Consider the following 14629-nt stretch of genomic DNA (forward strand, 5'->3'; position numbering starts at 1 on the left):
GGGCAATCACAGTATTGCCCACTCTTTTTTAACGTGAATTACCGTTAATCCTGATGATTTTTATTACAGGGATCGAACATGACGTCTGTTGGCACACGTCGCTGAACCAAATTTCGCCTTGCTCGCCGATCATCACCCCATCGCTATTCGCAAAAAGTTTCTCATAACGTTGATGACGTACGACATCCTGCAGGCTGTGGGTGAAAATTTTGTCATAAACCGCAAGAAAATCTTTCTTGTCAAGCAGTATACGATCACGGCCCGCCACTTGAGCAGTAATGGGATAACTTAACATACTAGCGACTTGTTGCTTATCTTGGTGCGACACTGCTCGCTGGAAGGTTAAAAAAAACTGATGATACTGATTATGGCTGTTAGCGCCCATGAGTTGGTCAAGTCGTTGATCGATATTGGTGGTTGAGTCTGCATAACTGGCACTGGCGAATAATAGCGCACTGCTTAAGATAAGCGCGATGGGACGACAGGGTAAACGCATGGGGAACTCCGTTAGAAACATAAATCCAGAGGTTGTTGTGTTGACCTCAACAATCAATAAATGACGCTTCTCATTTGCGAGGTTGATAACGACCAAAGGTTAAGTCAGCGCATGAATAGAGTCCAGCGATTTTCCCGTAAAGGAAATCCCTCAATCTGCGCGATAAAAGGCGTTACATCCCATCGGTCATCCTGTATAATGGCAATAGAGAATAACTTAAGTTATTGATTTTAAATGAATTTATAAACTGATGCCTGGGAAGGCGACAGCGAGGCAGTTATGAGCGAGAAGTTACAGAAAGTTTTAGCGCGAGCGGGACACGGTTCACGTCGTGAAATCGAAACCCTGATCGCGGCAGGCCGCGTGAGTGTTGATGGCAAAATTGCCACGCTTGGGGACAGGGTCGAACCCTCTAATGCAACGAAGATTCGTATTGATGGCCGTCAAGTGGCGGTCATTGCGTCGGAAAGCGAAGTGTGTCGTGTCCTCGCGTACTACAAGCCAGAAGGTGAGCTGTGTACCCGAAACGATCCTGAGGGACGCCCGACCGTTTTCGACCGTCTCCCTAAATTACACGGCGCACGCTGGATAGCCGTTGGCCGCCTTGATGTAAATACCTGTGGTTTACTCCTGTTCACCACCGATGGTGAGTTAGCTAACCGCCTAATGCACCCAAGTCGTGAAGTTGAACGTGAATATGCAGTGCGGGTTTTTGGGCAAGTTGACGATGATAAGATCCGTCAATTAAGCCTTGGTGTGCAACTTGAAGATGGCCCGGCAGCCTTTAAAACGTTGAAATTTGGTGGTGGTGAAGGGATCAACCAGTGGTATAACGTAACCCTTACCGAAGGCCGTAACCGTGAGGTTCGTCGTCTCTGGGAAGCGGTAGGTGTACAAGTCAGCCGCTTAATGCGTGTACGCTATGGCGATATTCATCTTCCTAAAGGCCTGCCTCGTGGTGGCTATACCGAGATGGATCTTACCGCTGTGAACTATTTGCGTGAGCTGGTGGGGATGAGTGAAGAGACCGTCTCTAAGCTGCCAGTTGAGAAAGATCGTCGTCGTACCAAAGCGAATCAAATTCGTCGCGCAGTGAAACGTCACAATCAAGTTTCAGGTAACACGCGTCGGCAAGCGACTCGAGGCGAAGCCAGTCAGAAGGCAAAGCCTGCTTCGGCAACGGCGAAAACGAAATCGAGACCGAGTTCTAAGCGTCAACAAACTAAGTAATAGAGGCCCGAAAGGGCCTTTTTTTGTTACTTAAAAAGAACGACCCCCTCATCCTGAACCTTGATTTGTTGACGAGCGTGCCGAACAAAACGCGAGAGTGGACAGAGGGTTTTGTCGTCATTACGAAAACAGCCTTTATGAAAGTCATCAGCTTCCAGCATTGGAACCTGCAACGATAAGGGCGTTAATGCACGCCATTGGTCTAGACTTCTTGTCATAAAACTTAGCTGAATAAACTGCTTACCAGTTGTCGCGTCATGAAAGCGTAAAAAAACTAAACTACCGCCAGGGGGAATATCGTTACGAGGATATTCTGCTAGCTGCCAATTGAAGTCGAGCATGGTTTGTAATTGCGCGATATTAGTATCATGACCGACGAATAGGACGATCGGGCTGGCTAAGTGCGAAGCGTAGCGGGAAGCATCATCCGTCAAGGCATCCAGAATTTGTGTCATCAGCAGCGAGCCACCTTGTCTAGCGTATTCAGGGGTATCGCTGACAAGGTCATATTTCGCTGCGTGTAATGCCATTAATGCACCAACATCTTTAGCCTGTCGTATGTGGCCAAAAGCCACCTCAGAAAGGGGGAGGTTTTCGCTGTAAGCAAGCCTGATAGTCTCCGCCATCGATGCTGCGTGCGCCACCGGACCCGCTAACTTGGGTTGACTGTTAGCTGTGAGAGTAATGTCCCACGGGGTATCCAAAAATGCACAGCTTGCCAAGTGTGGGGCGCATACCGCTTGGCGGAACAACGCCACTGCGGCACGATAGTGCTCGGTCAAGGGGGCTTCTGCTGCCATTCGCGCATGAATTTGATTTAGGATTAAGGCTGTATTAGGTGGCGTTAGTGCCATCTTATTCGCATCAAACAGTGGGTCGGCTGCAGAGTGTGTATGCGCTATGGGTATGCCACATCCAGGGAACAACCCATCAAGTAGGGCGCTGCCTGTGGCCTGAGTACGCTGATCGGGTGCCGTCCATACGCTCACACTCTGTCGGGCTGGACACCCCTGGTGGAGAGGGAGTGTTAACCCCCAATGTTGCCACTGTTCAGCGAAAAATTTACCCTGCTGTACCATTCCTGCATAGCCATGTCCTGTTAGATGACCGGCGGGAACACTCCACTTTGGCCAGTGCTGACCGGTGAGTGCGCTATAGTCGCGGTCATCGGTGGGGGAACGAACACCGTGGCGAGCGACTACCACGACTTTATCGAGTATGAAGCGCGAAGCGGCTTCACTTAGTGACGTATAGCCCAACAATCCAATACAGCCGATAATCAACGCATTTTTTATGAGAGAGCGGGGCATGAAACTGCGACCTTTTTTCTACTGACTAAGCGGCAAGAGTAGCATCGAGCTGCGGCCTTCGCAGTTTTTTAAGACAAATTTTCTGGGTCTTTGTTTAATACAGGGGGAAATGATTATAATTAATGGAAAAACGTATGATTAAAAAAGCCAGTTATCTCTCGATAACTGGCTTTTTTTAAGAATTTGGCTCCTCTGACTGGGATCGCCTTTGCCAGTAACTGGCTAATAATCAAGCTAAATTAGAATACTCTTCCTGTCAAGACCACCAAAATGACCACCAAAAGTTGTAGGTTACATAAATCTGGTTTGAGCAACTGCTGATAGCTATTAAGTTGTGTTCTAAAAGTGAAGTGTTATGAGAATGATCATTGAATAGTCTACCAAAACTGAACAGTGTCCAACTATATCTGATAGTCTTCTCAATGCCAAAGTGGACATTGTGCAGGAGGTCAGTCTTCCCTTCGGCTTGTCATGCAGGTTAGTACTGACGTTTTCTGTGGTATTCAGCTTAAACCGCACGGCTGTTTTCTTCTTTAGCACAATGGGCCACATCGGTGGCCTATTTTTGTAGCCGGAGCTACCTCGTCAGTAAGGAATATCATCCTGGTTAGAGTCGAGGTTCCAAGGGGGCTCTTCAGAAACAGAGGGACGGGCAACTTCAGGCTTATAAACGTGTTTGTCCCGCCTGACCGTATCGGTGGAATACTCAAAGCGAGCGGCCCTTATACCGTGAACGCTAACAGAAAGTAGATCGATCTCAATAGCTGGCTCCCGGTTGTCCTTAAGGTGGGGGTGCATCTCTTCTTCCTGCTGGGAATTGGCATCCACGAGCTCTGTGATTTCTGTTACACAGATGTCTGTCTCCCAGTCATCTTCATCGTACTGATGTCCGTAACTTATCCTGCAGCCTTCCTGTGCAGGCAACGTCTGATAGCTGACACAAGAGGCTTTGTGGAACAGGACAACGTTGTAGCTTTCATCCGACTTAAGACCAGACAGCTGCACCGATGGATACAAAATTCCGTCAAGGGCCATCGTGGGGGACTCCGCTAGATATTCCGCAATGACCTGGGTCGGGATATAGCTAAAATCCTCCTCACCCGGCAGCACGGGGTCCACTATCCGACTGGTTAGCGTTCTTAGGAATGCAGCTTGCTCGCGTTTTCTGATAAAGTCCGGGTCAAGCATGCTGCCATTCTCCCAGACATTTTCCAGCGCAAGAAGATTCAGCAGCCTGAGCGGGCGGATAAGGATGAATTTAGCACATACCACATTGCAGCCCACCGGAGGTCTTATCTCCGAAATAGCGGTTTCCGCAGAACTGGCACCATAAAATACAGAAATACCTCGGGCGCTCATACGATTTGCACCACTGAGCCGGTAAGGAGGAGGCCCTAATTCTCGATCCGGTGTAATCAATATGCTCTCCAGCTCATCATGTCCACGGCACCATCTGGCCCGATAAAGGAAAGGAACTTCGGTATCAGGCCCCGCCTCTATTATAACCTTGCCGTTCCTTCCTGACCGCATAGCTTCCACGCCACTGAAAAGGCCATCCAGTGTCTCCGTGACAGAGGGGTTGATGTAGCGGGATTCAGTTTTGAGTGTGGTTACAAACCTTTCCCAAATGGAGTTTAGACGCCCGGTGCTCACCTTCCGGCGTTCTACATAATGCGATTCACACGCAAATTCAGTTTCCAGACCCATAGTGTCAGAGTCAAAATCAGAATGCCTTTCCTCAAGAAGCTGCTGTACATCGTGTGCCACTTCGGGACTGGTTTGTAGGAGGTCTTCAATCACCTGTCCAATTTCCTCCCCGTCGCGATACCAATCTTGTCCGCAATGCTTAATCATTGCATATTCCATTGTGGAAGGTTCATCCGAAGTACGGACGAAATGTTCTCCGATAGCTTGTTCTGTCAGATTGCTAATAGTTTCCAGGGTAAAGCAGGCGCAAGTTTCCTCGCAGTAGTGGCATGCATTAACGGAACCATTTACCTCGATACGTTCGCCGAGAAAAGCTTCTCCAATACAACACGCACAAATCCAGATTTCATGAGTTTCTTTGATGTTCATATTAAGGATGTTTCCCCTGGGCAATTTGTTCTACAAGTAGGCCTTTTTTAGGCCAGTACGCCGCGATATCAGTCTAAATGAGTGTGTCGGTCACCGATAATGATTGCCGGACACTTTTCGTTGTTTCTGTCTGACTACGCCAGTCAAAGTAATTAGCTTCTGATATCCCTTTCATTTACGCAACTTCTGAGAGCGTTATGCTTAACGGCGGAAAGTGTTAGCCACGGTGGCAGCCTTACGTTTTGGTGAAATGCATTTTAAACCGTGTTTCCATGACGTCATTAGAGTTTTTGATGGGAGGAACAGGGATTCTGACACCAGGGGATTGTTGGCGGCGGTGGAAAGACTGCAGGCAGTGGTTGAATACTGGATTTGAGTTCATCCATTTGAAATTAAGAGTAATTTTTCTCAGTAGGTAGTGATTTCTTAGTAAATTAGCTTACAGAAAAGCATTGAAGCACTGAGTTAGATTAAGTTGATTTAAGGCTGCATAAGTCTATTGCATGATTAATCATGTGAATCAATAGTTAACCATGATAAAATTGTTTCATAAAATCACAACTGCTTTGTTTACTTATAACTATCTAATGTATAAGGTTTTTATGCTATGAGAGTTTATCTGAATGATGGTGGCAATGGTGACTGCCTGATATTAGCAACAGAAAACACATCAATTATGATTGATGGTGGAACTGCTTCCTCATATAAGAGTTGGAATAAAATTTTATCGAGATTTAGTAAATTTGATGCTTTGTTTGTTACACATATCGATAATGATCACGTCAATGGTGTGATTCGCATGCTTGAGGAGAAGTCTCATCCAATTTTGAAAGAAGTATTCTTTAATGGCATTGAGCAGTTGACTAGCGCTAAACGCCTTGAAGAAAATATATCTCAAGAGGAAGCATCTGCTCTTGATACGATCATATCTAACTTTTCTAAAGATGTTGAAGGCGAATCAGATATAGGATTTTCAGAAGGAACATCTCTTTCTTTTATTTTGGAAACTTTAAACTACAGAATAAACGAAAGATTCGAGAGTGGTGTGATTACAAATACCTCAGTTCCAGATAAATTTATTATAGGTGATATTACCATTGAAATTATTGGGCCAACGGATGAGTGTATTTCAAAGATAAAATCAGATTGGATTAATATTTTATCAGAGTATGGTTTAAAAATGAAAGGATTACATAAAAAGCACAGTATTGCTTTTGAAAAGTACATAGATTCTTTAAACAGTGATATTGATGGTGAAGAAATATGTGGATCCTCATGTGAGACTATTGAACAATTATCTGATGTGCCATTTGTTGATGATGGTTCTTTGAACAATATGAGTAGTATATCTTTCTTGGCAGAGTTTAACGAGAAGAAGGTTCTATTTCTAGGAGATAGTGACACAAAGACTATTACTCATTGGATGGATCTTAAGGGTTATGAAACTCTTGAGGTAGACGCAGTTAAATTACCACATCATGGCAGTAAACATAATTATAATAGAATTCTTTTAGAGAGGATTTTATGCAAAAGATATTTAATCAGTACTAATGGGAAAAAACATTTTCATCCGGATTTAGAAACGTTGGCTCGAATTGTCAGATACTCTAAAAAACAACCTGTTGATATTTATATTAACCATCCAATCGCACATATCAATGAGTCATTCAAAGAAAAATTCTCAAAATATAGCTGCGGCTCAAAAATAATGATAAATGAGAAAGAGATTTTGATATGAAATTAGAAGATTACCCTAAAGATAAAGTGTATATATTTAAGTCTCAAAATGGTGATTCAATTAGAAGAGGGACCTGTTTTTGTATAAGTAATAATATTGTTCTTACAGCTAAGCATACGTTAGAAGAGAATGGTGAGTACAGTTTGTTTTTAACCCCCGACGATTTTATATCTGGATATGAAGTTAAGTTAAAGTTACTTGATGAATATGATAATTCTAATATGGATTTTGCGCTCCTTAAATGTATTGAGTACGAGTTTTCATCTTTTATACATACAGGAACGGTAGACCTTGTCATTGATGAAAAAGTACATGTTTATGGTTTTCCTGTTGAAAAGAAGCAAGTTCCAGCAGCGTTCTCTTCAACTGTATGCAGTTTAGTTGGGGATATTACTACGACAAAACATAGTTTTGAAATTGCACAAGCACCTACTGTTTCAAAATATAAAGGTATGTCGGGTTCTCCCGTTTTGTTTAACGGATATGTGGTTGGTATGCTGATCGTACAACAGGGTAGTACAACGCTGCATGTTTTATCTATTTCAGAAATATATAATAATCTAGGAGTAGTTTTTAATAATTTGCGTTTAAAGGCTTCAGTGCGGGAAGAAATTGAGTACATGCCGCCTCCACATCCTGACACCCCGTTTGAAATATGTGTAGATTGCAATAAAGACATTCCGAATATTAAAGGGGTTGATATTGGTTTTGAGTACAACGAATGGCGTAAAAATGATCTTATTGAGTACTCTAAAGATTGGTTAATTGATTATTCACTAACTGCGCAAAATAAGAAGGCTATAGGAAACCGGCCTGCGAAACAATTAGCAGAGGCCATTAAAAAGTATCCTGTTAATGATTTGGATGCCTTAGGAGATCTTTTCTTACATATGGCGATTAGGCAAAGTCATAAAACAATTCCTGTAGTTAATGGTGTTTACCATATAAATGGTGACTTATTGTTTTCTTGTTCACATATTGTCATAAATGGTGGGCAGGTTGAATTATGGCTCGGTGCTTCATCAATCAAAGATACCATGGATGATGCTATCACATCTGTATTGGAAAATATTAATAATCTTATCAGTGTTAATGAAATTAAAACTAGACTTTTACTAATAACATCTGAAATAGATTTAGATTGGCCCTTTAAAGATAAGTTGCAAAAACTCTCTGATAATAGAATCCCTATTGAGAGTCGCGTCGATAAAATAATCATCCCTATTTTCATCGTAAATTCCAGCGAAATCATTAAAAATTACAATAAGACTGAGTTTTTAAAAAAGTTCAGAGATAGTATAGATGTTTGTCGAAAATCATTGTCCTCATGTTATAACAACAAAATAGTACATCTTGTTGATGTAAGGGTTTTTCTCTTTCCTGTTGATGATATTGTTTCTTTGTATAATGATTTTAAAAAGGAAGTGTTGCAATGAATATTGCTAAATATAATGAATTGAAAGATAAAATCAATGCCGAGAACAGTCTTTGGCTAGAAATTATCATTGAGTTGATTAATGAGTATAACAAACATGTAAATTATCACTTAATTCAAGATCTAGTTCTGCGGATGTTAGATAAGAAAGATCTCTTTAATGAGAATGTTAACTTGTTAAATAGACTGGTTTTGGAATTAGGTCTGTTTCCTTATGTTGATGCCGATGGTTTGGATTTTAAAACCAAGTTGGGGGTGGGTGTCTTTTTATCTCCGATAAATCAGGAAACTAAATTTCATGTAAAACAAGCAGAAGTCTATTATAGAATAATTAACGGTGAAAACATTGTCTTAAGTGCTCCAACCAGTTTCGGTAAAAGTCTTATAATTGATGCTTTAATTAGTTCTCAATGCTTTAATAATATTGTTGTGGTAGTGCCAACAATAGCATTGATGGATGAGCTTAAGAAAAAATTTCATAAACACAAAGCCACATATAAGATAATAACACAATCAAATCAGGATGCGGCTGAAAAAAACATCTTCATATACACACAAGAAAGAGTGATTGAACGTAATTTCAAAGCGACAAATGTTGATTTTTTTATAATTGATGAGTTTTATAAACTAGCGCCTAGTAGCAATGCTGATTATCGATGTGATAGATTGAATATAGCTTTTCATAAGTTATATAATATATGCAAAAGATTTTATATGCTTGGTCCAAATATAGATGGAATTATTGATGGATTAGAAGACGACCTGAACTGCTCATTTGTCAAATTCGATAAATACAAGACTGTTGCTGCTGATGAATTTTACTACGAATTAAAAACAAAAGGCAAGGATGAATATGTTGATATTGAAAGAGATAAATATTTAACAAGGATTTTAAAGAATATAAGCTCTGATGAACAGACGGTCATTTATTGCAAATCTCCTAAAAGAGCCAATTTTTTAATGTCTAAAATATTGGCAATGGGATTCACCAAGAAACATGATGAAAATAAGTTGTTTACCAGATGGTTAAGGGATAATTATCATCCTGAGTGGAGTTTAGCAAACGCAGTGGATTACGGAGTAGCATGTCATCACGCAAAACTTCCAAGGGCAATTGGAGCATTTATTGTCGACTCTTTTAATAAAAAGAGAATTTCAGTTTTAGTGTGCACGTCTACGCTTATTGAGGGCGTTAATACAAATGCTAAAAATGTCATAATTTACGATGATTGTATTACTGGCCGAACTAAATTAGATTCATTCACATTTAATAACATATCTGGAAGAAGTGGCCGGATGTTTGAGCATTTTGTGGGGAAGATTCATATAATAGGCAGTAGGCCAAAACAACAATTGCCATTAATTGATATTCCCATTGTCACTCTTAGCGAAAATGCCTCTGACTCTATGCTTCTTCAAATACAAAATGATTTATCAGAGACAAATCTAACTAGAATATTTAAGTATACCCATCAACAAATTTTACCAATTGAACTAATTAACAAGCACCAAGGCGTTTCACCAGAAAAGTTATTAAATTTTGCCGATGCTTTGATGGAGCAATGTGGTAAATGGCATAATGTCATGGTTTGGGACTCATTATACCCAACCAAAGATCAACTTAATCATTTATGCTTTATTTTGTTTAAGTATTTTTCATTATCCAGAATGGGAAGTGGTGCGGTGAAGACTGCCTCTCAACTTCACACCCGTCTAAGATCCATTATGAGTCATGAAAGTGATTTGAAATTAATTAATGATGAATATTCTTATTGGAAAAGTCGGAATGTGGATTATAAACCTGATGATGCAGTGCAAGTGATTTTCGATTTTAAAAGAAATTTAGTTAGTTATAATCTCCCTAAGATTATCCTTGCAATTAATGATATTCAAAAACTGATCTTTTCAAGATTTGACTATAGTTTTGGTGATTACACTAATTTTTGTCATGCGTTAGAGGCTCATTTTGAATTGCCAACGTTGGTTACGTTGGAGGAATTCGGAATTCCAATGCAAGTATCTAAAAAAATCGCAAAGATAGCCAATATTACGGCTGAGGATAATATAGATATTACTTTAAGTAAAATAAAATCGGCAGCAGAAAAGAAGGAAGTGATCAATTCGTTAGGTGAATTTGAAACTTCTCTTTTGAAGAGCATTGTATGTTTTTTGTGAGGAAGATGACGACTGTTTAGCTTTTTTTGTTTAATGGGGAGTGCGGTTGCGTATAAAAATGTTTATACGCAATTTTTATCTGGAATATTATATGGCTATGGATTTTATAATTATGTCGGGACCTTATTATTTTGCGTGTTTTTTAGAATGTCTTTTAGTGAAAATGCAAAGTAAATAGTTTATTTAAAGCAAGTTTAATAAATTTTAAGTATTAAGTCATGCTCTGAACATATCTCGCTCAAAATTTCATAACACCGCTGCGGAATAAGGGGCGCTACGCCTGCCTATACAGGGTCAGTTTTTCTCCGCGAGTTTTCCGTTCCCCGTAACAGCTTCCGGCTAATCATTTTCCAACACAACCCATCCCGCAAGGGTAAATGGCACGCATTCTGCGCCCTTCCGTGCCGGAACGATGCCTGGAAAGCGAACCGCAGGCGATACGAAGACGAAAATCACACCACTGACGGGAAAAAAACATGACCATTCCCCTGCATACCACCCAGATTAGCGCCCCTAACACCGCAACGGCGACCAGCGTATCCCCGCTGGAGCAGTCAGGCTCCTCAAAAACGAAATTTTCTCAGTCCAGAACAGATTTTTATCAGACCGTCACCGACAACATCATTGCAGCGCTAGAAGCCGGTGTAAAACCGTGGTTTTGCCCGTGGCAAGAGTGCTGGGTATGTCTGGATTACCTTCCAACTTCCCAACCGGTATTGCGTATAGTGGAATGAATATCATGCTGTTGTGGTGCAGTGCGTCAGAACAGGGCTTCGGTGATTCACGCTGGATGACCTACAAACAAGCACAGGCAGTCGGTGGGCAGGTTCGCAAAGGCGAGCACGGCACTACAGCCATTTTCTATACAACTTTAGAGAAGGAAAGCGAAGACGGCGAAATCGACCAGATACCAATGCTGAAAACCTTCACCGTGTTTAACGTTCAGCACATTGATGGTCTTCCACTGGCAACTGAAACCATCAGCCCGGAAGCAACATTTGACCCGTTGCCGGAGGCTGAAAAACTGTTCCGAAAAAGCGGCGCAAATATCATTGAGAAAGGACAAAACGCTTTTTTCCAACCCTCAACTGATGAAGTACGGCTGCCAGAGCGCCATCTTTTTTCTGATGCTGCTAATTTCTACTCTACCGGTCTGCATGAGATGGTTCACTGGAGCGGTGCGAAAAACCGTCTTAACCGTGAAATGAAAGGAGAATTCGGCAGTGAGGATTATGCATTTGAGGAGTTGATCGCCGAGGTGGGAAGCGCGTTCCTGATGGCGGATTTGGGGATTGTCGGAGAGGTCCAGCACCAAAGCTACATTGCTTCCTGGCCGAAAGCACTGAAAAACGACAAACGCTATATTTTCAAAGCTGCCAGTGCGGCATCCAAAGCGCATCGTTATTTGTTGGATAAGGCTTGAAGGTAGAGGGGAAGAAGCTACAAAGGAATGTGGCTTTGACCTTATAGAGCTGTGCGCAGAGTAACGCTTGTATCAGGGGGTGATATTTTCCCCTACGAATTATCCTGGCACTTGATGGCAGGATAATTCGTAGGCTGCAGGGCGGGCGGCAAAGAGCCCGCTCACCCCTATAGATGTATTGGCTTAAACTTGATCTGGCCGTGTTCGCTGCTAGAACATGATTCAACCTGACAATCGGCAACGAGCGAAATATATTCATTCTGACCATGAGAATTACACTTTTAATTGATTCAGGGTATGCGCTTACTGGTTACGAATATTGAGCGAGAATCATGCGATGATCGCCTCTTTTCTTTTGAGCCAGTAGGTGCTCCACGTTCGCTAACGAATACTCAGGGCATGCAGATAAATTGCTGGATATCTATTCCGAAGAGCGTGGAATGCATACCAATCCCCGATGAAAAGGAGTTGGTGATGACCGTGACTAATCAATTTGCTGCGCACGTTGGTCTGGACTGGGCAGATAAAATACACGATGTCTATGTTCAGTTTAAAAACGGTGAACGCGTATTCCATGTGATTAAACATACAGCAGAAGCGCTTGATGTCTGGCTTACCGAGTTACACCAGAAGGTAAAAGGCAGGATCGCTATCGCCGTTGAGCTGAAGAAAGGTCTCGTGGTGTATGCTCTTCAGAAATATCCTTTTATCACCGTTTTCCCCTTCCACGCTTTGTCCTTGGCTCGTTACTGGCAAGCTTTCTCCCAGCGGCGCTTAAGATGACCCACAGGATGCCGAGCTGGCATTAGAGTTAATGCTGCGTTATCCCCAAAAGATAAAAGCCATTGAGTCCAATAATGCGGATATCCGGTTAGAGGCTAATGCCTTGATGGCAACAGCACTGGCGACACAAATTAAAGTCGTGAGTGAAATCATCAAAACCTATGACGAACGAATCGAAGCACTGTTTGACACATTGCCAGATGCGGGGCTGTTCAAATCACTTCCGGGCATGGGGCCGTGTATGGGCCCACGAATGCTTGCTGCACTTGGTGATAACCGTGGCCGGTTTAACAGCGCTGAAGAAATTCAAAACTACGCAGGTATTGCTCCGGTGACAGAACGAAGTGGCCAGAAATCCTGGGTTCACTAACGATGGCAATGTGCGAAGTTCGTCAGGCAGACCTTTGTTGAATGGGCTGCCAAGATCGTTAACTCATCATACTGGGTCAGACTTTATTACTAGGGCCAGCGAGACAAAGGGAAATCGCATCAATCAGCCATCCGGGCTCTGGCGTTTAAATGGATAAGGATCATTTACCACTGCTGGAAGTCCAGAACCCGCTACGACGAAGTAAAATATTTGCTGGCACTCGAAGCGCGACTCTCGCCCTTACTTAGGCCATAAAAAAGCTTGTTGAATGCCTCAGCGCATGAAGCAGACATTACTAACACCGCAGCGTATTTATCACCGGGAATCAGGTCACACATTGCACGAACACAGTACTTGTTGCACGGCATCGAAATTCTTCCAGTTTCTCTACTTAGCGTTAATTCCCCATCTTCAACCTCTTTCCTGTATGAAAAGCCACTCGACCTTGCAAAGAAAGATGTCGTTAACCTTTTGTCAATATTTCTTACTATTTCATTGCAAGTTGCTTCCAAATGACTCATTCAGGAGTTAGGATCTATCCTATTCAGCAAGGTTTAACAGGAATGTTTATGAAGAAAGTAATGGCTGCGCTTGCAATAGTCCTTTCCTTGAGTAGTTGTGACAAGCCCAAAATTGATACTTCCAGTGACGAAAGCATGAAGATATCAATTCAGAAGGTAAGGGAGTCACTTCCAGAGAATCAACGCACTGCATACGATAGTGCGCTTAAGGTAGTAGCTCTTAACCATTTGAATCTTACTGATCTAACGCAAGCAGGGATGACAAAAAATACCTCTGGTATCGAGGCACAAATGAAAAGCGAACTTTCAGGTAAAACCGGAGAAGAGGTCATCTCTTATGCCGAAACGATTAGAAAGGAGAGAGCTGAACGCGACCAAACTCAGGCACTTCAGGAAATCTCGGAACTTCTACAAAAGCAAAAAACCGCAGAAAGTAGCCTGAAGGAACTTGAATCCTTAAAGGTATCCCGCTCCCGTTTTTACTTTGAGAAAAAAATTATGGAAGAGATCAGCCCATCATTGAGTTGAGCGTTGAGAACGGCACAAATAAAGCCATCGCGCGCGCTTATTTCAAAGGCGTCATCGCAAGCCCGGGAAGGGAAGTTCCGTGGTTAACCGACACCTTCAATTACCAGATTTCTGGTGGTCTTGAGCCTGGAGAAAAGGCTGAATGGAACCTGGCACCGAATATTTTTTCCGATTGGGGAAAAGTGAATGCTCCCTCTGACGCTGTATTTACCGTAACCGTTATAAGAGTCGATGATGCGCAGGGCAATCCTGTGTTTGGCGATGCCGAATTTTCTGAGCGTGACGCAAAAAGACTGGCTGAATTCCAGGCTGAATACCCCAATTCCCCCTCCTGAATATTCATTGGCAAAGCTGAGGTCTGGCACTTAGTTATACCAGGCCATAGCTGACTGGCTGAAGCGCGACGAATCTTTTTAAATCACCTATCGGTTCAAAGACCGAAAAACGTTGAGCTCAACGATTACGAACATATGTCACGGGGAGACACTTAAATGTTCTTGAATGACCAGGAAACGGCTACAGATCTTTTGTACTACTCGGCGAT

9 protein-coding genes and 3 pseudogenes are annotated in these 14629 nt (G+C 42.3%); 8 read left to right on the forward strand and 4 right to left on the reverse strand.

Features of this window, described 5'->3' with window-relative positions; all coding sequences use genetic code 11:
• Positions 1 to 28: 28 nt before the first annotated feature.
• On the reverse strand, positions 29 to 496 hold the full coding sequence (locus MKR94_RS00560) for a hypothetical protein (RefSeq protein ID WP_241644976.1): 468 nt from the start codon (positions 494 to 496) through the stop codon (positions 29 to 31).
• 279 nt (positions 497 to 775) lie between these two features.
• Between MKR94_RS00560 and rluB the strand changes: the two genes are divergently transcribed.
• A complete protein-coding gene (gene rluB, locus MKR94_RS00565) occupies positions 776 to 1726 on the forward strand; it encodes a 23S rRNA pseudouridine(2605) synthase RluB (protein WP_241644977.1) in 951 nt (316 codons plus the stop codon).
• Positions 1727 to 1752: 26 nt separating this feature from the next.
• Here the strand turns inward: rluB and MKR94_RS00570 are convergent, their stop codons facing one another.
• The 3 genes and pseudogenes from MKR94_RS00570 to MKR94_RS00580 form a co-directional block, all read right to left on the reverse strand.
• On the reverse strand, positions 1753 to 3036 hold the full coding sequence (locus MKR94_RS00570; RefSeq protein WP_241644978.1) for a histidine-type phosphatase: 1284 nt from the start codon (positions 3034 to 3036) through the stop codon (positions 1753 to 1755).
• Between the two features lie 119 nt (positions 3037 to 3155).
• Positions 3156 to 3350 (reverse strand): annotated as a pseudogene (locus MKR94_RS00575) (hypothetical protein).
• Between the two features lie 271 nt (positions 3351 to 3621).
• Positions 3622 to 5112, reverse strand: a complete 1491-nt coding sequence (locus tag MKR94_RS00580; RefSeq protein ID WP_241644979.1) for an RES family NAD+ phosphorylase — start codon at positions 5110 to 5112, stop codon at positions 3622 to 3624.
• 607 nt (positions 5113 to 5719) lie between these two features.
• On the opposite strand from MKR94_RS00580, the gene MKR94_RS00585 reads away from it, so the two are divergent.
• From MKR94_RS00585 to MKR94_RS00615, 7 genes and pseudogenes are all read left to right on the forward strand, one after another.
• A complete protein-coding gene (locus MKR94_RS00585; RefSeq protein WP_241644980.1) occupies positions 5720 to 6850 on the forward strand; it encodes a ComEC/Rec2 family competence protein in 1131 nt (376 codons plus the stop codon).
• A complete protein-coding gene (locus tag MKR94_RS00590) occupies positions 6847 to 8286 on the forward strand; it encodes a Hachiman antiphage defense system protein HamA (protein ID WP_241644981.1) in 1440 nt (479 codons plus the stop codon). Before MKR94_RS00585 ends, MKR94_RS00590 begins: the two co-directional genes overlap by 4 nt.
• Positions 8283 to 10460 carry a DEAD/DEAH box helicase gene (locus tag MKR94_RS00595; RefSeq protein ID WP_241644982.1) on the forward strand — a complete coding sequence of 726 codons (2178 nt, stop codon included), beginning with the start codon at positions 8283 to 8285 and terminating at the stop codon, positions 10458 to 10460. The genes MKR94_RS00590 and MKR94_RS00595 overlap by 4 nt, the downstream gene beginning before the upstream one ends.
• A 476-nt stretch (positions 10461 to 10936) precedes the next feature.
• Positions 10937 to 11883, forward strand: a pseudogene (locus MKR94_RS00600) (ArdC family protein).
• 474 nt (positions 11884 to 12357) lie between these two features.
• Positions 12358 to 13291 (forward strand): annotated as a pseudogene (locus MKR94_RS00605) (transposase).
• Between the two features lie 314 nt (positions 13292 to 13605).
• Positions 13606 to 14085: a DUF6694 family lipoprotein gene (locus MKR94_RS00610; protein WP_241644983.1), complete on the forward strand. Its 480-nt coding sequence runs from the start codon at positions 13606 to 13608 to the stop codon at positions 14083 to 14085.
• Positions 14082 to 14420 (forward strand): hypothetical protein, encoded by a 339-nt coding sequence (locus tag MKR94_RS00615; RefSeq protein ID WP_241644984.1) that lies wholly within the window; start codon positions 14082 to 14084, stop codon positions 14418 to 14420. Before MKR94_RS00610 ends, MKR94_RS00615 begins: the two co-directional genes overlap by 4 nt.
• The last annotated feature ends 209 nt before the right edge of the window (positions 14421 to 14629 follow it).

Origin of the sequence: Rosenbergiella metrosideri (genome assembly GCF_022602565.1) — a bacterium.
GTDB classification, from domain to species: Bacteria; Pseudomonadota; Gammaproteobacteria; order Enterobacterales; family Enterobacteriaceae; genus Rosenbergiella; species Rosenbergiella metrosideri.